This is a genomic window from Nocardioides islandensis, from assembly GCF_015352455.1.
In the GTDB taxonomy this organism is placed as follows: domain Bacteria; phylum Actinomycetota; class Actinomycetes; order Propionibacteriales; family Nocardioidaceae; genus Nocardioides; species Nocardioides islandensis.
The window spans coordinates 51,642-71,577 of record NZ_JADKPN010000006.1; the positions used below are offsets into that span (position 1 = coordinate 51,642).

The following is a 19,936-nucleotide window of genomic DNA, read 5'->3' on the forward strand; positions in this document are numbered from 1 at the left end:
GCCACCGGCACCGTGCCGTCGGCCCGCGGCAAAGCGGTTGCCCTCGACCGGACTCGAGGTTGCACGATGGCAGCGTGCTGAACAGGTTGGCGTCCGGGTTGGGGTTCCCGCAGGTGGGTCACCACCGCCGCTTCGTGACGGCGATCGGCATCGACGCGGTCGGGTCCGGGATCTGGATGCCGGTGTCGATGATCTTCTTCCTGGCGACCACGCACCTGTCGCTCGTCCAGGTCGGGCTCGCGCTCTCGCTGTCGTCGCTGCTCTCCCTTCCGGCCGCCGTGCTGGTGGGTCAGCAGGTCGACCGGTTCGGCTCCAAGACGGTGCTCCAGGCGGGCAACCTGCTGCAGGGCGCGAGCTTCGTCCTGTACCCGTTCGCCGACCACGTCTGGTCGGTCGCGCTCGTCGTCAGCGCGTCGGTGATCGGGCGGACGGCGTTCTGGGGCTCGTACTCGCCCATGGTCACGCTCATCTCGCCGCCGGGGGAGCGGGAGAAGTGGTTCGGCTTCCTCGGCGCGATGCGCAACGCCGGGTTCGCCGTGGGCGGCGTGGTGGCCGGCGCCGCTCTCACCGTCGACGCGCTGTGGCTCTACTACGCGGTCGCGCTGCTGAACGCCGCGTCGTACCTGCTCTCCTTCGTGCTCCTCGCCGGCGTCGCCGCACACGAGCCCGAGCGCGCGCCGCACGCGCACCCGTCCGAGGTCGTCGGCGGGTGGAGCACGGTCCTGCGCGACCGCGGGTACGCGTGGCTGGTCGGGACCAACTTCACCTACGCGATGGCGTCGGCCGCGCTCAACGTGGCGATCCCGGTGTACGTCGTGGAGATGCTCGGGCTGCCCGGGTGGGTGTCCGCGACCGTGTTCGTCATCAACACGCTCATGATCGGCGTCGGCCAGGGACTGGTCGTCGTGCGGATGACCGGCGCCCTCCGGTCGCGGATCGTGGCGCTCGGGCTGCTGTGCTCGGCCGCGTCGTTCGTGGTCCTGCTCGCCGCCGAACGCCTCGGCGTCGTGGCGGCCGTCGCCGTCGTGCTCGCGGGCGCCGTGGTCTACACGCTCGGCGAGCTGATCTCCGGACCGGTGCTCGCGACCCTGGCCGCGGAGTCACCGCCGGCCGCGCTGAGGGGCCGGTACCTCGCGACGTACCAGCTCTCCTGGAACGTCGCCACCGGCGTCGCCCCGCTGCTGTACGCCTGGCTGCTCGACCGCGGCACCGGGCCGGCGTGGCTGGGCATGGCCGCGATCGCGCTCGCCGGGGCCGCGGCGACGGTACCGATGCGACGGCGGCTGGACCACGCGGACCGCGTGGTCACCAACCGGGCCGAGGTCGCTACCTAGCGCCGACCAGGTCGAACTGGCCCTCGAACTGGTCGAGGTCGGCCTGGGCGTGCGCCTCGTACTGCGGGGTGCCGTCCTCGGACTCCATCCGGTTGAGCCGGAGACGGACGAGGTAGTCGCCCACCCGGCTCAGGTGCGTGCCGTTGCGCACGTCCGTGCCCTCCGCGCCGCTGAGCAGGGCGCGGAAGAAGACCTTGCCGCCGCGGCGGTCGGGCAGCACCTGGTCCAGGCGCAGCCGGGTGGCCGAGTGACCCGACCCGATGACGATGACGTCCTGGCCGGTGACGGCCGTGAGGTCGGTGAACGACGGTACGGCGCAGACGAGTGACATGATCCCCCCAGATCATCCCCAAGCGGATCCCCCCGGATCCACGCCGCAAGACTGCCAGATCGGTGGTGATCGCGGGGCATTTCGACGGGATCGGTCCAGACCGGCTCCGCCCCCCATGCCGCCGGCCGCGTCCCCGGTCCACCCGCCGGGACACCTGGCAGGGCACCGGTGACTGCTCTAGGCTCGACAGGCCCCTGGAACGATCCAATCAAGGAGAGATGGCCTCACATGAAGGTCGGAGTGCTCACCGGAGGCGGGGACTGTCCCGGCCTCAACGCCGTCATCCGCGCCGTGGTCCGCAAGGGCGTGACCGTGCACGGCTTCGACTTCGTCGGCTACCGCGACGGCTGGAAGGGCCCGCTCGAGGGCCTGACCATGAACCTCGGCATCAAGCAGTGCCGCGGGATCCTGCCGCGCGGCGGCACCATCCTGGGCTCCAGCCGCACCAACCCGTTCAAGATCGACGGCGGCGTGGAGCGCATCAAGGACAACCTGGCGGCCGAGGGCGTCGGCGCCCTGGTCGCGATCGGCGGCGAGGACACCCTGGGGGTGGCCACCCAGCTGGCCGACCTGGGCGTGAACGTCGTCGGGGTGCCCAAGACGATCGACAACGACCTGTCCGGCACCGACTTCACCTTCGGCTTCGACACCGCGGTCAACATCGCCACCGAGGCCATCGACCGGCTGCACACCACCGCCGAGTCGCACCACCGGGTGCTCGTGGTGGAGGTGATGGGCCGGCACGCCGGCTGGATCGCGCTGCACTCCGGCATCGCCGGCGGCGCCAGCACCGTGCTCATTCCCGAGCAGCCCTTCGACATCGACGCGGTCTGCGAGCACGTCAAGAGGCGCTTCGAGACGCAGTACGCCCCGATCATCGTGGTCGCCGAGGGTGCCGTCCCGGCCGAGGGCGGCGACATGACGTTGGTGTCCCAGGAGCTCGACTCATTCGGGCACGTCCGCCTCGGCGGCATCGGCGACCGGCTGGCCGCCGAGATCGAGCAGCGCACCGGCGCCGAGTCCCGCGCCGTGGTGCTGGGCCACATCCAGCGCGGCGGCACGCCGACGGCGTTCGACCGCTGGCTGGCCACCCGCTTCGGGCTGCACGCGATCGACGCGGTCGCCGACGGCGACTTCGGCGTGATGGTCGCGCTGCGCGGCAAGAATATCGAGCGGGTGAAGCTCATCGAGGGCACCGGCGAGCTCAAGCTGGTGAGCCCCGCCGAATATGCGGAGGCCGAGGTCTTCTTCGGCTAGACAGTCCCGCATGGCACCATTCGCGCGCGGCGTCTGGCTGGTCGCCGGCGTCGTCGCGGTGGTGCTCACCGCGTGCTCGCCGTTCTACGGCTGGGAGCGCGACGAGCTGTACTTCGCCATGCTCCCGCCCGCCTGGGGGTACGTCGACCAGCCGCCGCTCGTCCCGCTGGTCGCCCACGCGCTCGGCGCGAGCGTCGTGCTGCTGCGCGTCCCGGCGACGCTGTGCGCCGCCGCCTCCGTGGTCGTGCTCGGCCTGCTGGTCCGCGAGCTCGGCGGCGACCGGCGCGCGCAGGTGTTCGCCGCCGTCGCGTACGCCGGCACCGCGGCCTGCCTGAACTTCGGCCACGTGCTGCTGACCTCGACCCCGGAGCTGGTGACCTGGCCGCTGGTCTGCTGGCTGGTGGTGCGGGCCGAGCTGCGCGACCGGCCGCGGCTGTGGCTGGTCGCCGGGGTGGTGGCCGGCCTGGCGGCGTACGTGAAGCTGCTGGTCGCCGTGCTCCTGGTCGGCATCGTCGTGGGGCTGCTCGTCGCCGGTCCCCGCTCGCGGCTGCGGTCGCCGCACGTGCTCGGCGGTGGCCTCCTCGCGGTCCTGGTGACGCTGCCCAACCTCGTCTACCAGTCCACCCACGACCTCCCGCAGCTGCGGATGGGCGCCGCTCTGAGCGAGCACAACGCGGGCGAGGTGCGGTGGTTCATGTGGGTGTTCCTGCTGATCGTGCTCGGGCCGCCGCTCGTCTGGGTGTGGGTGCGCGGGATCGTGGAGCTGTGGCGGCGCCCGGAGTGGCGGCCGGTGCGGTTCCTGGTGCCGGCGTTCGCCGTCGTCGTGCTGTTCACGTTCGTGGGCGGGAGCCAGCCGCACTACCCGACGTTCCTGCTCGTGGTGCTGTTCGCGGCCGGCTGCGCCGCCGGGGTCCGGCTCGCCTGGCCCTGGCTGGCGCTCAACACGGCCGTCTCCGCGGTGATCTCGCTGCCGCTGCTCCCGCTGTCGGTCCTCGGCAGCACGCCCGTGCCGGGCATCAACCTGCTGGCGGCCGACTCCGTCGGCTGGCCCGAGTACGTCGACCAGGTCGAGGCGGCGTACGCCGCGCTGCCGGCGGACGAGCGCGCCGGGGCAGTGGTGCTGGCGAGCAACTACGGCGAGGCCGGCGCCCTCGTCCGGCTCGGTGAGGGGCTGCCCGCGGTGTACTCGGGTCACAACAGCCTGGCCGACCTCGGCCGGCCCCCGGACGGCACCGACGTCGTCGTCGTGGTCGGCGGGCAGGTGGCCCTGCTGCGGTCGTGGTTCACCTCCTGCGAGGTGGTCGACCGGCTCGACAACGGGCACGACGTCGACAACGAGGAGCAGGGCCAGCCGGTCGCCGTGTGTCGCGGTCCGCTGCGGTCGTGGTCGGCGATCTGGGCGGACGTGCGGCACCTCGACTGAGGGGCGCCTGGGGTGGTGGGTGGCACCCCACCCGGATCTGGGTCACGATGTGGCCACCTGTCACTCGGAACCAGGGAGCCGCGCATGAGCACGACGCAGACCGCCACACCCGAACGGGACGTCAACGGCCCGGAACCGGACCTCAAGCGGGTGATGGGGCCGAAGCTCCTGTTGCTCTTCGTGGTCGGGGACATCCTCGGAGCCGGCGTCTACGCCGTGACCGGCCAGCTGGTCGGCGTGGTCGGGGGCATCGCCTGGCTGCCGTTCCTGGTGGCCTTCGTGGTCGCCACGCTGACCGCCCTCTCGTACCTCGAGCTGGTCACGAAGTACCCCCAGGCCGCCGGCGCCGCGCTCTACACGCACAAGGCGTTCGGCATCCACTTCGTCACGTTCCTGGTGGCGTTCGCGGTGATCTGCTCGGGCATCGCCAGCGCGTCGACCTCCTCGAACGTGCTCGCCCAGAACTTCACCGGCGGCCTGCTCGTCAACGACTGGATCGGGTCGGAGGCCAGCACCGGCGTGAACACCGCCATCGCCCTGGCGTTCATGATCGTGCTCGCGCTGGTCAACCTGCGCGGCGTGGGCGAGTCGGTGAAGTTCAACGTCGTGCTCACCCTCGTCGAGATCACCGCGCTGGCGATCGTGATCGGCGTCGGCTTCTTCGCGATGGCCCAGGGCGACGCGGACTTCAGCCGCGTCACGACGTTCGAGGACTCCGGCGAGAAGGGCCTGTTCCTCGCCGTCACCGCGGCCACGTCCATCGCGTTCTTCGCGATGGTGGGCTTCGAGGACTCGGTGAACATGGTCGAGGAGACCCAGGAGCCCGAGCGGATCTTCCCCCGGACCATGCTCACCGGCCTGGGCATCGCGGTGATCATCTACATGCTCGTCGCCGTGTCCTGCGTGGCGATCCTGACCTCCGACCAGATGGGGGAGGCACCCGAGGGTGGCGTCCTCCTCGAGGTGGTCAAGGTCGGCGCCCCGGACATCCCGATCGACCGGATCTTCCCGTTCCTGGCGGTCTTCGCGGTCGCCAACACCGCGCTGATCAACATGCTGATGGCCAGCCGGCTGCTCTACGGCCTGGCCCACCAGGACGTCCTGCCGCGCAGCCTGGGCAAGGTCTCGCCCCACCGCCGCGCGCCGTACATGGGCATCATCTTCAGCACGGCCCTCGCGCTGTGCCTGATCGTGTACGTCGCCTCGCGGGCCGAGGACGAGATCGTGCTCAACCTCTCGAGCGTGACCTCGTTGCTGCTGCTCTGCGTGTTCACGGTCGTGAACATCGCCTGCCTGGTCCTGCGCCGCGACACCGAGCACCGGAGCCGGTTCCGCTCGCCCGGCATCACCCCCGCGATCGCCGCGGTCCTGTGCGCGTTCCTGGTCGGGCCTTGGGTCGACCGCCCGGTCCTCATCTACCAGATCGCGGGCGGGCTGATGCTGGTCGGCATCGTGCTGTGGGCGGTCACGTGGATGGTCAACCGCGGAGCCCGGGCGAAGAAGACGGGCTTCCGCGACATCGAGCACCTGGACGAGTAGCCCACCAGCGGGTGAGCCTCGGTACCACCACGGTTGCCGGGTGCCCCCGCAGGGCGGACGATCGTCGCCATGCGGACGCGGTGGGTGCTCGCGGGCACGACCGCGCTGCTGTACGTCGTGGGGTCGGTCGTCGACCTGCTGGTCGAGCGCGCCAGCGGCTGGTACGCCGGTGGGCTCCGCGAGCTGCTCACCTTCGCGCCGGTGGTGCTGGCGTCGTTCGCGGTCGGCTGGCTCCTCGTGCTCCGCCGGGCCGGCGGAGCGATCGGCTGGTTGCTGCTGGCCAACTGGCTGGTGCTGGTGAGCTTCGGGTTCGCCTCGACGTACGCCGGCTACTCGTACTCGCCGACCAGCCACGGCGACCTCCCCGGCGCGCGCCTCGCCGCGATCTGGGACACCCACGGCTGGCCGCTGCTGTTCGCGCCGTTCCTGCTGGTCCTGCTGCTGCTGCCGAACGGCACCCTCCTCTCGCGCCGGTGGCGTTGGGTCGTGGTGCTCGGAGTCCTCTCCTTCAGCGCGACCACGCTGAGCGGCGTGCTCGGTGGCGAGCGGCTGGACCGGCCCTTCGAGGACGTTCCCTCGTTCGACGTCCTCCCCGCACCGGTGCACGCGGTGCTGGGACTGGGCCTGCCGGGCATGACCATCACCGTGGTGCTGGCGGCGACCTCGCTGGTGCTGAGGTACCGCCGCTCCGATGCCGTCGTCCGGCGGCAGCTCAAGTGGATCGCGCTGGCCGGGTGCCTGCTCCCCGTGGCGATCCTCAGCTCCACGTTCCTCGACAAGACGCCCGACTCGTCCGGGCTGGCGACCTGGCTGCCGTTCGTGCTGCTGTTCATGGCACTGCCGGCGAGCATCGGCGTCGCCGTGCTGCGCTACCGCCTCTGGGACGTCGACCGCGTCGTCGCGGCGACCGTGGCGTACGCCGCGGTGACGGCCCTCCTCGCGGCGGCGTTCGTGGCGGTCATCCTGGTGGGCGGTGTCCTGCTGGGCGGTGGCAGCCCGATCACCACGGCCGCCGCGACACTGGCCGTCGCGCTGGCCTTCCGCCCCGTGCGCGCCACGGTGCAGGGCCGGGTGGAGCGCTCACTCAACCCGCGGCGGTGGTCCGGCGAACAGCTGGTCGACGCCTTCCTGGCCGACCTGCGCGCGGGGCGACGCGAGCCCGAGGAGGTCGCCGACACGCTCGCCCGGGCGGTCGGCGACGACGACCTGCGCGTCTACTACTGGCTGCCGGCACAGGACTCGCACGCCGACGCCGACGGGCACCTGGTGGCCGACCTGCCCGCCTCGCCGACCGCTCGCACGCCGGTACGCCGTGGCGAGCTGCACCTGGGAACGGTCGTGCACCGTCCGTCGGTCCGGCGCGACCTGGAGCACCTGCTGATGCGCGCCGGGCTCGCCGTGGAGATCGCCCGCCTGCGCGTGGAGGTGCGCCGCCAGCTGGCCGAGGTCGAGCGCTCGCGGGCCCGCATCGTCACCGCCGCCCTCGACGAGCGCCGCCGGCTCGAGCGCGACCTGCACGACGGCGCCCAGCAGCAGCTGGTCGCCATCGGGCTCGACCTGCGCCACCTCCAGGCCGGCCTGGAGGACGACTCGCCCGTGCGCCACCAGCTCGACGACTCCGTGCAGCGCCTCGGCAGTGCCATCCGCGAGCTGCGCGAGCTCGCCCGTGGCGTGCGCCCGGCCACCCTCGACGCCGGCCTCGGCCCGGCGCTGTCCGAGCTGGCCGGGCGCGCCCCGGTGCGGACGGTGCTGGACGTGACCGACGAGCGGTTCGCGAGGGACGTCGAGACCGCGGCGTACTTCGTCGTCAGCGAGGCGCTGGCCAACGCACTGAAGCACGCCCGGCCGGCGCTGATCGAGGTGCTGGCCGACCGGGTCGAGGGCCGGCTGGTCGTCGTCGTCACCGACGACGGGCCCGGGGGAGCGCTGGCCGCGCCCGGCAGCGGCCTGGCCGGCATGGGCGACCGCGTCGCCGCGCTCGGCGGCACGCTGACCGTCGACAGCCCGCCCGCAGGCGGCACGCGGGTCCGGGCGGAGCTGCCGTGCGCGTAGTCGTCGCCGAGGACCAGGTGCTGCTGCGTGACGGGCTCGCGCGGCTCTTCCGCGACGCCGGCCACGAGGTCGTCGGGCTGGCCGGCGATGCCGACGAGGCACGCAGCGCCGTCGCCGAGAGCGTCCCGGACCTGTTGGTGGCCGACATCCGGATGCCGCCGACGCACACCGAGGAGGGGCTCGAGGTGGCGCGCTGGGTGCGCGAGCAGCACCCGGGCGTGGGTGTGCTGATGCTGTCGCAGCACGTGTACGGCGGCGTGGTCGACCTGGTCTCCGGGCGCGGCTTCGGCTACCTGCTCAAGGACCGCGTGCTGGACGTCGCGGACTTCCTCGACGCCGCCCAGCGGGTGGCGGCCGGCGGCTCCGCGCTGGACCCGGACCTGGTCGCCACGCTCGTGCGCCGAGACGACGACGCCCTCGACCGGCTCAGCGCCCGGGAGCGCGAGGTGCTGGGGCTGATGGCCGAGGGGCTCACCAACGCAGGCATCGCCGCGCGGCTGGTGCTCACCGAGCGGACCGTGGAGAGCCATACACGCGCGGTGTTCATGAAGCTCGACCTGCACGGCGACGGCGACGGACACCGTCGCGTGCAGGCGGTGCTGTCCTACCTGCGCGCCCAGTAGGTGGCCGGGATCTCGACACGCCGCTCGTCCCTCGCGGCGGCTCGATCAGCACGGGCGGTCAGTAGCACCACGCACACGGAGTCCGGTGGTGACCGCGTTACGGCAGGGGCGCCGGCTCCCTAGCGTCGTCGTATGACCAACATCTCCTCCGGAGTGGACCTCGCCGGCCACCAGTCCGCCCGCCCGTCGTACGTCGCACTCGTCCTCGGGGCGCTCTCCGTGCCGGGGTCGATCCTGACCTGGGACTCCGGTCTGCCGGGGGAGGGCTGGGTCTGGGGCCTGCCCCTCGCCCTGGCCGCGGTCGTCGCCGGGATCGTCGCGCTGCGGGGGCTCGCGACGGCCCGGTGGGCGGCCGTGACCGGGCTGGTGCTCGGTGGCGCGATGGTGCTGATGATCGTGCTCTGGACGGCGTTCGGCTCCTGACCCTCGCCGCCCCGTACCCTGGAGCGGTGAACCCAGTAGTCGGTCGGGCGCCCGGCGAGCGCGTCGCCACCGAGGGCCTCGTCCCCTCCCTGGCCGACCTGCACGCCCGGGGCGCGTCCCAGCAGCCGACCTACGCCGACCCGGCCGCCGTGGACGCCGCCGTCGCCAAGCTGCGCACGATGCCGCCGCTGGTCTTCGCGGGCGAGTGCGACGACCTCAAGGACAAGCTCGCGGCGGTGTCGCGGGGCGAGGCGTTCCTGCTCCAGGGCGGCGACTGCGCCGAGACGTTCGCCGGCGTCACGGCCGACAACGTGCGCAACAAGCTCCGCGTGCTGCTCCAGATGGCGGTCGTGCTGACCTACGCCGCCTCCGTCCCGGTGGTCAAGGTCGGTCGGATCGCCGGGCAGTACGCCAAGCCGCGCTCCTCCGACCTGGAGACCCGCGACGGGGTCACCCTCCCGGCCTACCGGGGTGACGCGGTCAACGGCTACGAGTTCACCGCCGAGGAGCGCGCCCACGACCCGCACCGGCTGGTCGAGGTCTACCACTCGTCGGCGGCCACGCTGAACCTCGTGCGCGCCTTCGTGACCGGCGGCTACGCCGACCTGCGCCAGGTGCACACCTGGAACACCGACTTCGTCCGCGAGTCCTCGGTGGGCCAGCGCTACGAGCGGATGGCCAACGAGATCGAGCGGGCGCTCACCTTCATGCAGGCGATCGGGGCCGACCCCGACGAGTTCCACCGGGTCGACTTCCACAGCAGCCACGAGGCGCTGGTGCTCGAGTACGAGCACGCCATGACCCGCATCGACTCCCGCACGGACACGCCGTACGACGTCTCCGGCCACTTCGTCTGGATCGGCGAGCGCACCCGCCAGCTCGACGGCGCGCACGTCGAGCTGCTGCGCCACATCCGCAACCCCATCGGCGTGAAGCTCGGCCCCGGCACCACCCCCGACGACGCCCTGGCGCTCGCCGACCGCCTCAACCCCGAGAACGAGCCCGGTCGGCTGACGTTCGTCACGCGGTTCGGCGCGGGGCGGATCCGCGACGGTCTCCCCGAGGTCGTGGAGAAGGTCACCGCCGCCGGCGTGGACGTCGCCTGGGTGTGCGACCCCATGCACGGCAACACGTTCGAGGCCTCGTCTGGCTACAAGACGCGTCGCTTCGACGACGTGATCGCCGAGGTCCAGGGCTTCTTCGACGTGCACCGCTCCCTCGGCACCTGGCCCGGCGGCGTCCACGTCGAGCTCACCGGCGACGACGTCACCGAGTGCGTGGGCGGGGGCGAGGAGCTCGCCGAGATCGACCTGGCCCACCGCTACGAGTCGGTCTGCGACCCCCGCCTCAACCGGGTCCAGTCGCTGGAGCTGGCGTTCCTCGTCGCGGAGATGCTGCGCCAGGTCTGACCAGTCCAAGGCCTGTGGAGGGCGCGGTCCTGCCGCCCCGTGATGTGCTCGGCTGGGCGCATGCTCCGCCTCGACTCCCTGGCACGCCGCGACATCATCACCGACGTCGCAATGCCGATCATCGCCACACGCGGGGTTTCCGGAGTCACCTACGCCTCCCTGGCGGCTCGGATCGGGCACAGCCCTCAAGCCATCCACCAGTGGGTCGGCACCCGCGACCGGATGGTCGAGCTGATCGCCGCGACGTTCTACCAGCGATGGGTGCCGTGGACCACGTCCCGGTCCTACGACCACGCTGCGCTGGCCATGCTCCCCGGAGACGACGAGGAGGAGACCGGATGGTGTCGCGTCCTCCTCGCGCTACAGGAGGAGGCTCGTCGTCGACCATCCGTCGCGCCGCTCCTCGCGTCGCTCCGCCGGCACGAGCACGAGCTGCTCGCCGACATCCACCCCGAGCTGAAGTCCGATGACCACCGGCTCCAGGTGCTCCATGCCCTCGTGGCCGGACTACGCGAGACCGCATGCAGTGAGTCAGAGATCGGCCCCACGCGGGCTCGACACCTCCTGGCGCTCTACTGCGCCGAGCATGCCGGCCCACGGGCCGACTGGGTCTCCGGTGCCTGCGCGGATGAGGCTGTGGCCGGCTTGATTGACGTCAATCAAGCAGACGAGGTGCCGCCCTCGTCGTGAACCAGTCGTGCCCGACGACCGTACCGCCCATCATGAGAACCTCGCGCGTCGTCGGCGTCCTCGCTGCGCTCGCCCTCCCGTTGCTGCCCGTCGCCGCGACGGATGCTGCGACGGACAACGCGCACGCCGCCGGAGCGACCGTGACCGTGGTGAACATGGCCTTCACGCCTGCCGCGGTCCGGGTCGGGCTGGGGGAGTCGGTGACCTGGACGTTCCAGGACCCGATCTCGCACACCGTGACGTCCGACGACGGGTTCTTCGACACCGGTCCCACGTCCGGCGGCGCCAGCCGCACCGTGCGGTTCGCCTCGGCCGGGACGTACGCCTACCACTGCTCCATCCACTCGATGATGCACGGGAAGGTCGTCGTCCCGATGGCCGCCACCGGGACCGTGAAGGACGGGTGGAAGCTGCGCTGGCTGGCGGGCAAGAACCACAAGAACCGCTCGTACGACGTGCAGGTGCGCAAGGCGGGCACCACGACCTGGACGTCGTACAAGCAGGCGACCACGACCGGCTCCGGTCGCTTCGACCCGGGCAAGGGCACCTGGCAGGCCCGCGCGCGGACCCACAAGGGCTCGTCCACGTCCGGGTGGTCGCCCGCCCTCCGGCTGCCCTGATCCCCTCCCGCGGGTGTGGCCGGGCACGGGACCGGCGGACTAGCGTCCGACCGTCCCCGGCTCGGCGAGACCCGTCGAAGCCTCTCGGGGGGCATCGACAGGAGGAGTCACATGAAGGGACGCATGACTGTGGGGCTGGCCCTGGCGGCCGGCCTGACGCTGAGCTCGGCGATCGGCCTGGCCACCGCGGGCGTTGCGGGCGCCACCGGCACCGACCGTGCCAGGGCAGCATCGAGCGTCAGCCGCCACGACGCGGCGACGACCACGCGCGAGCAGAAGCGCATCGAGCAGTACTGGACCCCGGCGCGGATGAGGAGCGCGATCCCGGTCGGGACGAAGATCGACCCGGCGAAGGGCAAGCCCGGGGGAGGGACCAGCGGCGGCACGGCCGTGGCCGAGACCCCGGTGCCGCAGTTCGGCAAGGTCTTCTTCACCGAGGGCAATGCGAACTACGTCTGCTCCGGCACGGCGACGACCAGCGGGAACCATGACGTGGTCACGACGGCCGGCCACTGCGTGAACGAGGGTCCGGGCGCCTACGTCACGAACTTCGCGTTCGCGCCGGCGTACAGCAACGGCAGCGGGCCGTTCGGTACGTGGACCGCGAAGACCCTGTACACGACCAGCCAGTGGGCCACGACGGGTGACTACAACTACGACGTCGGCTTCGCGGTGATGAACGCCAACGGCTCCGGCCAGAGCCTCACCGACGTCACCGGCAGCTACGCCCCGGTCTTCAACGCGGCCAAGAACCAGACGATGAAGGCCTACGGGTACCCGGCCGCCCGGCCGTTCAACGGCCAGCAACTGTACTCCTGCACCGGCGTCGTCGTCCCGGACACCTACGGCGGCAGTACCGACCAGGGCCTGGCCTGCGACATGACCGGCGGCTCGTCCGGCGGTGGCTGGATCCAGAACGGCTCCCTCGCCTCGGTGACCAGCTTCGGCTACACCGGCGTGAAGAACATCCTGTGGGGCCCGTACTTCGGCTCGGTCATCCAGGCGACGTACAACGCCGCTCAGGCCGGCTAAGCGCACGCACCACCACATGAGGGCCGCCCCGGAGTCACTCCCGGGCGGCCCACTCGTCGGCCCACTCGTCGGCCAGCAGGGCGTAGGTGTACCCGTCGAGCCAGCCGCGCTCGCGGTGCAGCGCGTCGCGCACGGTGTGCGCCTCGCGCCGCATGCCCACCCGCTCCATCAGCCGCCAGGAACCGGTGTTGTCGGCGAAGGTGGTGGCGAACACCCGCCGCAGCCCCAGCTCGCCGAAGCACAGACCGATGAGCGCCCGCACGGCCTCGAGGGCCAGACCCCGGCCCTGGTACGCCGGGTCCAGCGCCCAGCCGATCTCGGCCTGCTGGGGAGCGTCCCCGGCCTCGGCCTGCGACCAGCTGTCCGAGACGTGCAGGTACAGGTCGCCCACGACGCGTCCGTCGACCTCGATGACGAAGGTACGGCGGCGGAACTCCTCGTCCTCGAAGCGTGCCGCGACGCCGGCCCCGTCGGGTGACGTCCGCGGCAGCCACTCCGAGACCTCGGGCAGCCGTCGGTAGGCGAAGAACGCCGCCGCGTCGGCGGCCGTCGACGGCCGGAACGAGAGCCGATCGGTGGTCACCGGCCAGGACACGTCCTCGGTGGAGGTCACGAGAAGACGCTAGACGGCGCATGGTCTGATGGGCCTCGTGCCCGACGTCATCGACCTGCGCAGCGACACCGTCACCCGCCCGACCGCGGAGATGCGGGCGGCCATGGCCGGGGCCGAGGTGGGCGACGACGTGTACGGCGAGGACCCGACGGTCAACGCCCTGCAGGAGCGGGTCGCGGCGATGTTCGGTCACGAGGCCGCGCTGTTCACCCCGACCGGCTCGCTGGCCAACCTGCTCGCGGTGCGGTCCGTGGTGGCGCCCGGCCAGGAGGTCCTCTGCGAGTCGTCGGCGCACGTCGCCCGCGCCGAGCTCGGCGCCCACGGCGCGGTCGCCGGCATCACCATGCGCACGTGGACCTCGCCGCGCGGGCAGGTCGACCTGGCCGCGATCTCCGGGCTGTTCGCACCGGACATGGGCCCGTTCTTCGTGCGCACGACCGCCGTGTCGGTCGAGAACACGCACAACTTCGCCGGCGGGGCCGTGCTGCCGCTGGCCGATCTCCAGGCGCTGCGCTCCTGGGCCGACGCCTCGGAGGTCGCGATCCACCTGGACGGCGCCCGGCTCTGGAACGCGCACGTCGCCACGGGCACGCCGCTGAGCGAGTACGGCGCGGTCGCGGACGTCCTGGGCGTCTGCTTCTCCAAGGGGCTCGGTGCCCCGGTCGGCTCGATGATGGTCGGCTCCGCGGCCGCGGTCACCGAGGCCCGGGTCTGGCGCAAGCGGCTCGGCGGTGGGATGCGGCAGGTCGGCGTGCTCGCCGCCGCGGCGGCGTACGCCCTCGACCACCACGTCGACCGGCTCGCGGACGACCACGACCACGCACGGCTGCTGGCCGACGCGTGCGGCGCCGACCCGGGCCTCGTCGACACCAACATCGTGGTGGTCGACCGCCCGGACGCGGCCCGGTACGTCGCGGCCGCCCGCGACGAGGGCGTGCTCATCTCCGCGGTCGGCCCGCGCGCGGTCCGGCTCGTCACCCACCTGGACGTCTCCGCCGGCGACGCCAAGCGCGCGGCCGAGGTGCTGGCCCGCCTGTGACGGTCAGCCCGCCGGCGTCCCCACGAGGCTGACCTCGCTGACCGCGGTGTAGTCGCGGGCCGAGCGACCCGTCCCGGGCGCGCTTACCGACACGAGCCGGAGCGTGACCGTCGAGGTGCTCACCGGAGTCTCGAGGTCGATGGTCTGCATCTGCTTGGTCGACTGCAGCTGCTGGTCGAGCGTGGTCCCGTCGTCGAAGACCCACTGCACCGCCAGGACGCGGCGGTTGCCGGCGTACCAGTTGAGCTTGCGGCCGCCGACCAGCGCGGTCTTGGCGTACCCGTTGACGAGCCCCACCTCGGTCAGCGTGGTCGGCGCGGCCAGCGCGAAGGTCAGCTCCGACCCGCTGGCGTCGCCGGCCATCCGCCAGCAGGTGCTGGGGCTGCCGTCGAGCATGTTGGCCGCGACGTACGTCGTGCGGTTGCCGAAGGCGTCGACGTTCGGCGGCGCGTTCCTCGGCGCCGTGGCGGTGGCCTGGCCGGCCACGTCGGTCGCGTCGCCCGCGGGGGCCGACTCGCTGGCCGACTGACTGGCCGGCGCGGAGTCCGACGTCTCCGGCGCGGTCGATCGCGGGGTCGGGCTCTGGTTGGCCTGGATCTTCTCGCTCACGGTCGATGCGGGGGCCGGGTCGCTGGCCGTGTCGTCGCCCCCGGACATCAGCAGCCAGACGCCGCCGACGGCCACCAGCACCATCACCAGCGACACGATCGCCCAGGGCAGCCAGGCCGGGGCTCCCGGGCCGTCGTCGGCGTCCTCGTCGGGCGGGCCGTAGGGGTCCGGTGGCGGCACGTACGGTGCCGGGTCGAGGGGGACCGGCTGGTGCGCGGCGGGGTCGGGCTCCACCTCGACGTGCGCGCTGACGCTCTCCTCGGCCTCGTCGGCGTACAGGGGGAAGCGCGGAGGCCCCGGCGTCGAGGCGGCCGGCTGGGGCTCCACGGGCGGCCGCACGGCCGGTCGTTCGGCGGTGTCGGTCCGCCAGTCCGGCGGCTCGGGCGTCCATCCCGAGGACGACTGGTCACTCGACTGGTCACTCGATTGGGGCGACAGCACCTTCTGCCCGCACTGCGGGCAGGCGGAGGCGTCGCCGACCTCGGCGCCGCACCGGGCACACGTGGTCATCGCTCCGCCTCCCTTCGGTGCTTGTCGCGTCACCAACGCGACAATGGAGGGGAGGATGACGCTGGGTCAACTCTCTAGACCGCCAGATGGGTGACCTCGCCCTCCACTTTCCGCCGCGGCGCGAGCTCGACCACGAGCATCGCGGCCAGCACCATGGCGCCGCCGAACAGCATCCGCACCGTCAGCGACTCGCCGCCCAGCAGCACCGCGAAGAACGCCGCGAACACCGGCTCCATGCTCATCACGATCGCGGTCCGGGTCGGCGCCAGGTGCGCCTGTGCCCAGGTCTGCCCGACGATGCCCAGCGCGCCGGGTACGACGGCCATGTACAGCACCGCCAGCCAGTCCGACGTCCGGTCCGGGAGGACGATCCCGTCCGGGGCGGTGGTCACCAGGCAGACGACGGTGATCACGATGAGCTGGACGATCGCCAGGCCCATCGCCTCGGACGGCTGCGACCAGGCGCCGAGGCCGACGATGTGCAGGGCGTAGAGCATCGCGGCCACGAAGGTCAGCGCCTCGCCGTACCCGACCGAGAACCCCTGCAGGGTGAGCACGCCGAGCCCCGCGAGCGCGAGCAGCACGGCGCCCCAGGTGAGCCAGGTGATCCGGGTGTGCAGCAGCACCGCGGCGAACAGCGGTGTCGCGACGACGTACAGGCCGGTGATGAACCCGGAGACGCTGGCCGGCGTGTGCGCCAGCCCGGCGGTCTGGAGGATCTGCCCGAACCCGTAGAGAAGCCCGAGGACGACCGCGTGCCGGCGTGACTCGCGGCTGAGCCGGGAGAGTGCGCGGGGAGCCATGAGCACGAGCGCCAGCGCGGCGATCGCGAACCGGACCGCGAGGAAGTCCAGCGTCGGCACCCGCTCGAGCAGGTCCTTGATGAGGAAGAACGTGCTGCCCCAGCCGGCCGTGATCGCGACGAGGGCGAGGGTCGCGAGCAGCGTCGTGCGTCGCGTCCCCTCCACGGGCGCTACTAGATCAGATCAACCAGAGGGTGACCGTGGAGCCCGTCGGGAGCATGGTGCCGGAGTCGGGGTCGACGCTGTAGACGAAGCCGAGACCCAGGTAGTTGTCGATGTGCTGCACGTCGACCTCGAAGCCGGCGGCCTCCAGCTGTTGCTGGGCGTACTCGACGCCGGACCCGCGCAGCCCGCTGGGGATCTCGACCAGCTGGGGACCCTTCGAGACCACGAAGCCGACCTCGTCGCCGCGGAAGAGCGTGCCGGTGTCGGGGGACTGCGAGATGACCATGCCCTGCTCGACGGTGTCGGAGTACTCCTCGGTGGACGTGACCTCGAGACCCTTGCGCTCCATGGCCGCCTCGGCCTCGACGAAGCTGTGGCCGGTCCAGTCCTGGACGGTCAGGGGCTTGCGGCCCTTGCTGACGTACAGGTCCACCACGGTGCCCGGTCGGAGCGTCTGGCCCGCGCCCGGGTCGCTGTGCAGGACCGTGCCCTCGGGCACCGTCTCCGACCACCGGCCGATGGACTTGCCGAACGACAGGTGCGTCGCGGCCAGCTGGTCCTGCGCCGCGTCCTCGGTGAGCCCCTTGAGGGCGGGTACGTCGTAGCGCTCCTTGCCCAGCGAGATCACCAGGGTGACCGTGCCGCCGTCGAGCACCCGGGCGCCGGCCTTCGGGTCCGCGGCCAGGACACGCCCGGCGGGCACCGTCTCGGAGTACGCCGGGTCGCCGAGCTGCACGTCCAGGCCGGCCGCGTCGAGCTTCTTCTCCGCCTGCTTCTCGACCATCCCGAGCACACCGGGCGCGGAGGTGTAGCGCTCCCAGCCGAACCACCAGGCGCCGACACCGGCACCCGCGACCAGCAGCAGCGCGAGCAGCAGGACGATCGGGCCGCGGCGCGGCCGGCGGGGGCGGCGTGCGGTGGTGATCCGGGCGACCTGGTTCGGCGGCGGGACCGGGCGGCGGTCGAGGGCCGTCGTGCGGTGCACGGCCTGCGGCGCCTCTGCCGGCTCCGTCACGTGCGGGGCGACCATCCGCGCGAACTCGTCGACGTCGAACGGGTCGGGCGCGGTGTCCTCCCGGATCGGTACGGGGGACCTGAGGGCGAGGTCGCCGGTGAGCTCCTCGTCCTCGCGGACGCCGTCGCGCAGCGCCTGGCCGACCCTGTGCACCTGGTGCAGCAGCACGCCGGCGTCGGCCGGGCGCTGGTCGAGGTCGCGGGCGGTGGCGCGGGCGACCAGCGCGTCGACGTACGCCGGGAGGCCGGGCACCAGCCGCGACGGCGGCGGGACGTCCTCGTGGACGTGCTTGTAGGCGACCGCGATCGGCGACTCGCCCTCGTGCGGCTTGGCGCCGGTGAGCAGCTCGTAGATCAGCACGCCGGCGGCGTACACGTCCGCCCGCGCGTCGGAGCGGCCGTCGACGACGAGCTCGGGGGCGAGGTAGGAGACGGTGCCGATGAGCACGCCGCCCGTGGCGGTGTGCTGGGTGTCGGCGGAGACGGCCTTGGCCAGGCCGAAGTCGGCGACCTTGACCCGGCCGTCGTCGGCGATGAGGACGTTCTCGGGCTTCACGTCGCGGTGGATCAGGCCGGCCCGGTGGGCGTGCGCCAGGGCGGAGAGGACCGGCTCGACGAGGGCCAGTGCCCGCGCCGGCGACATCGGGCTCTCCTTGCGGATCACGTCGCGCAGCGTGTGGCCGGCCACGTGCTCCATGACCAGGAAGACCGTGCCCTCGTCGTCGCCCTGGTCGTAGACCGCGACGACGTTGGGGTGGTCCAGGCGCGCGGCGGAACGGGCCTCGCGCACGAACCGGGCGGCGAACTCCTCGTCGTCGCCGAGGCCGGGGTGCATGACCTTGACCGCGCACGCGCGCTCGAGCCGGAGGTCGGTGGCCTCGTACACGCTGGCCATGCCGCCGCGGGCGATGCGCGGGCCGATGCGGTAGCGCCCGTCCACGACCCGCCCGACGAGGGCGTCGTTCAGGACGGCGTTGCCGCCGCGACTCTCTGTCGGGGCACGCCCATCTGGCTGCACTCGACCCTCCTGGTGCACCGGTCGGGGAAGTGTCCGGTCAGCCCATCGTACGGAGCCCGGGTCGTCGAGGCCCCATCACGACCGCCCGGCGTGGCGCGGGTCACCCGTGGAAGAGTGTTCCCATGGCCGATCAGCCCTCCACCCAGCCCTTGGCCACCCATGACCTCGCCGCGCTCGTCGACGAGTGGGTCGACTGGGCGGGAGCCGCCGAGCTCCTCGGCGTCGCGGTCTCCCGGGTCCGCACCATGATCCGCGACCACGAGCTGGCCGCGGCGGTCCCGTCGCCCGGTGCCGGCCAGCGGGTGCCGGCGGCGTTCATCCAGGACGGGCTGGTCGTGAAGGGACTCCCGGGCCTGCTGACCCTGATGCACGACAACGGGTACGACGACCGCGAGATCATCGCCTGGCTGTTCCTCGACGACGACCTGCCCGGCCGGCCGATCGACGCGCTGCGCGAGAACCGCGGTACCGAGGTCAAGCGCCGCGCCCAGGCCATGGCCTTCTAGGACGTCCCCGGTGCCCGCGACCACCCGGCGTACGGCGCTGGGCCTGGTGGTCGTCGTCGTGCTGGCGGCCCTGACCTGGTACCTCCAGGACGGGTCGGCGCCGTCGTCCTCCTCGGGCCACCGCGGCGGCACGATCGCGGTCGCCGACCTGCCTGCGGAGGCGCGCGACACCCTGGCGCTGATCGACGCGGGCGGGCCCTTCCCGTACCCGGACAACGACGGCATCGTGTTCCAGAACCGGGAGCGCCTCCTGCCGGACCAGCCGCGCGGTTACTACCACGAGTACACGGTGCCGACGCCCGGCTCCGACGACCGCGGCGCGCGTCGCATCATCACCGGCGGACCGGTGGGGGAGCCCGCCGTGTACTACTGGACCGACGACCACTACCGATCGTTCGAGAGGATCGACAGATGAGCGGACTGGCCGCCCTCCTGGCCCATCGCAAGGAGCCCGGGATCTACCTGTGGCACGGCCACTTCAGGGACGACGACGTGAGGCACACCGTCGAGCACGCGGGCTGGCACTACGCCCACGTCGACGGCTGGCACGGCGACTCGAAGGCCGACTTCCTGCGGGCGGTGGGGGAGGCGCTGCAGTTCCCGGGGCACTACGGCCAGAACTTCGACGCCCTCGCCGACTGCCTCGGCGACGTGGTCGCCGGCGACAGCGAGGGCTGGGTGCTGCTGTGGGACGGCTGGGGCCCGCTGGCCCGCACGGACGAGCGCGCCTTCTCCGTCGCCCTCTCGGTGCTCGGCGGCAGGGTCAACGCCGACCGCGGCGGCCCGTTCGTGGTCGTCCTCCGCGGCGACGGCCCCGACGTCCCGGGCGTCCCCTCCCTCGACTGAGCCACTCGTCCACATGGCGTTTGGGACCAAACGCGCGTTTGGGAGCGCTTCCACCTGGCGTTTCTGCCCAATGGCGACGT

General features: G+C 72.5%; 20 protein-coding genes. 15 read left to right on the plus strand and 5 right to left on the minus strand.

Features of this window, described 5'->3' with window-relative positions; all coding sequences use genetic code 11:
- The first annotated feature begins 74 nt into the window (after positions 1–74).
- Entirely contained in the window at positions 75–1,334 is a 1,260-nt protein-coding gene (locus ISU07_RS11600) for an MFS transporter (protein ID WP_323742561.1), read from the plus strand.
- Here the strand turns inward: ISU07_RS11600 and ISU07_RS11605 are convergent.
- Complete coding sequence (locus tag ISU07_RS11605; RefSeq protein WP_194706965.1) at positions 1,327–1,665, minus strand: hypothetical protein; 339 nt, start codon at positions 1,663–1,665, stop codon at positions 1,327–1,329. The two genes, ISU07_RS11600 and ISU07_RS11605, sit on opposite strands and share 8 nt — an antisense overlap.
- A gap of 228 nt (positions 1,666–1,893) precedes the next feature.
- Between ISU07_RS11605 and ISU07_RS11610 the strand changes: the two genes are divergently transcribed.
- From ISU07_RS11610 to ISU07_RS11655, 10 genes are all read left to right on the plus strand, one after another.
- The gene (locus ISU07_RS11610; RefSeq protein WP_194706966.1) at positions 1,894–2,922 is read left to right on the plus strand and encodes a 6-phosphofructokinase; all 1,029 of its coding nucleotides are present in this window, start codon (positions 1,894–1,896) and stop codon (positions 2,920–2,922) included.
- A 10-nt stretch (positions 2,923–2,932) separates the two neighbouring features.
- Positions 2,933–4,345 (plus strand): glycosyltransferase family 39 protein, encoded by a 1,413-nt coding sequence (locus ISU07_RS11615; protein ID WP_194706967.1) that lies wholly within the window; start codon positions 2,933–2,935, stop codon positions 4,343–4,345.
- A gap of 84 nt (positions 4,346–4,429) precedes the next feature.
- Positions 4,430–5,884 (plus strand): APC family permease, encoded by a 1,455-nt coding sequence (locus tag ISU07_RS11620; protein ID WP_194706968.1) that lies wholly within the window; start codon positions 4,430–4,432, stop codon positions 5,882–5,884.
- A 69-nt stretch (positions 5,885–5,953) separates the two neighbouring features.
- Positions 5,954–7,936, plus strand: coding sequence for a sensor histidine kinase (locus tag ISU07_RS11625; RefSeq protein ID WP_194706969.1), 1,983 nt, complete (start codon positions 5,954–5,956; stop codon positions 7,934–7,936).
- Positions 7,927–8,559, plus strand: a complete 633-nt coding sequence (locus ISU07_RS11630) for a response regulator transcription factor (RefSeq protein ID WP_194706970.1) — start codon at positions 7,927–7,929, stop codon at positions 8,557–8,559. The genes ISU07_RS11625 and ISU07_RS11630 overlap by 10 nt, the downstream gene beginning before the upstream one ends.
- A 132-nt stretch (positions 8,560–8,691) precedes the next feature.
- Positions 8,692–8,982, plus strand: coding sequence for a hypothetical protein (locus ISU07_RS11635; protein ID WP_194706971.1), 291 nt, complete (start codon positions 8,692–8,694; stop codon positions 8,980–8,982).
- A 26-nt stretch (positions 8,983–9,008) separates the two neighbouring features.
- Positions 9,009–10,391: a class II 3-deoxy-7-phosphoheptulonate synthase gene (locus ISU07_RS11640; RefSeq protein WP_194706972.1), complete on the plus strand. Its 1,383-nt coding sequence runs from the start codon at positions 9,009–9,011 to the stop codon at positions 10,389–10,391.
- A gap of 60 nt (positions 10,392–10,451) precedes the next feature.
- Complete coding sequence (locus ISU07_RS11645) at positions 10,452–11,081, plus strand: hypothetical protein (protein ID WP_194706973.1); 630 nt, start codon at positions 10,452–10,454, stop codon at positions 11,079–11,081.
- Between the two features lie 32 nt (positions 11,082–11,113).
- Entirely contained in the window at positions 11,114–11,701 is a 588-nt protein-coding gene (locus ISU07_RS11650; protein WP_194706974.1) for a cupredoxin domain-containing protein, read from the plus strand.
- A gap of 111 nt (positions 11,702–11,812) precedes the next feature.
- A complete protein-coding gene (locus ISU07_RS11655; protein WP_228521747.1) occupies positions 11,813–12,733 on the plus strand; it encodes a trypsin-like serine peptidase in 921 nt (306 codons plus the stop codon).
- Positions 12,734–12,767: 34 nt separating this feature from the next.
- Here the strand turns inward: ISU07_RS11655 and ISU07_RS11660 are convergent, their stop codons facing one another.
- A complete protein-coding gene (locus ISU07_RS11660; protein WP_194706975.1) occupies positions 12,768–13,346 on the minus strand; it encodes a GNAT family N-acetyltransferase in 579 nt (192 codons plus the stop codon).
- Positions 13,347–13,374: 28 nt separating this feature from the next.
- Here ISU07_RS11660 and ISU07_RS11665 point away from each other — a divergent pair, with 28 nt between their 5' ends.
- Entirely contained in the window at positions 13,375–14,385 is a 1,011-nt protein-coding gene (locus ISU07_RS11665) for a threonine aldolase family protein (protein WP_194706976.1), read from the plus strand.
- Between the two features lie 3 nt (positions 14,386–14,388).
- On the opposite strand, the gene ISU07_RS11670 is transcribed toward ISU07_RS11665, so the two are convergent.
- The 3 genes from ISU07_RS11670 to pknB all read right to left on the minus strand — a co-directional run bounded on the left by ISU07_RS11670 (position 14,389) and on the right by pknB (position 18,504).
- A complete protein-coding gene (locus ISU07_RS11670) occupies positions 14,389–15,504 on the minus strand; it encodes an NADase-type glycan-binding domain-containing protein (RefSeq protein WP_194706977.1) in 1,116 nt (371 codons plus the stop codon).
- 74 nt (positions 15,505–15,578) lie between these two features.
- Positions 15,579–16,472 (minus strand): DMT family transporter, encoded by an 894-nt coding sequence (locus ISU07_RS11675; protein WP_194706978.1) that lies wholly within the window; start codon positions 16,470–16,472, stop codon positions 15,579–15,581.
- A gap of 13 nt (positions 16,473–16,485) precedes the next feature.
- Positions 16,486–18,504, minus strand: coding sequence for a Stk1 family PASTA domain-containing Ser/Thr kinase (gene pknB / locus ISU07_RS11680; RefSeq protein WP_323742562.1), 2,019 nt, complete (start codon positions 18,502–18,504; stop codon positions 16,486–16,488).
- A gap of 122 nt (positions 18,505–18,626) precedes the next feature.
- Here pknB and ISU07_RS11685 point away from each other — a divergent pair, with 122 nt between their 5' ends.
- The 3 genes from ISU07_RS11685 to ISU07_RS11695 are packed head-to-tail and all read left to right on the plus strand — an operon-like array spanning position 18,627 to position 19,856.
- Positions 18,627–19,010: an Rv2175c family DNA-binding protein gene (locus tag ISU07_RS11685; RefSeq protein WP_194706979.1), complete on the plus strand. Its 384-nt coding sequence runs from the start codon at positions 18,627–18,629 to the stop codon at positions 19,008–19,010.
- A 10-nt stretch (positions 19,011–19,020) separates the two neighbouring features.
- Positions 19,021–19,425, plus strand: coding sequence for a ribonuclease (locus ISU07_RS11690; protein WP_323742563.1), 405 nt, complete (start codon positions 19,021–19,023; stop codon positions 19,423–19,425).
- Entirely contained in the window at positions 19,422–19,856 is a 435-nt protein-coding gene (locus ISU07_RS11695; protein ID WP_194706980.1) for a barstar family protein, read from the plus strand. Before ISU07_RS11690 ends, ISU07_RS11695 begins: the two co-directional genes overlap by 4 nt.
- Positions 19,857–19,936 lie beyond the last annotated feature (80 nt).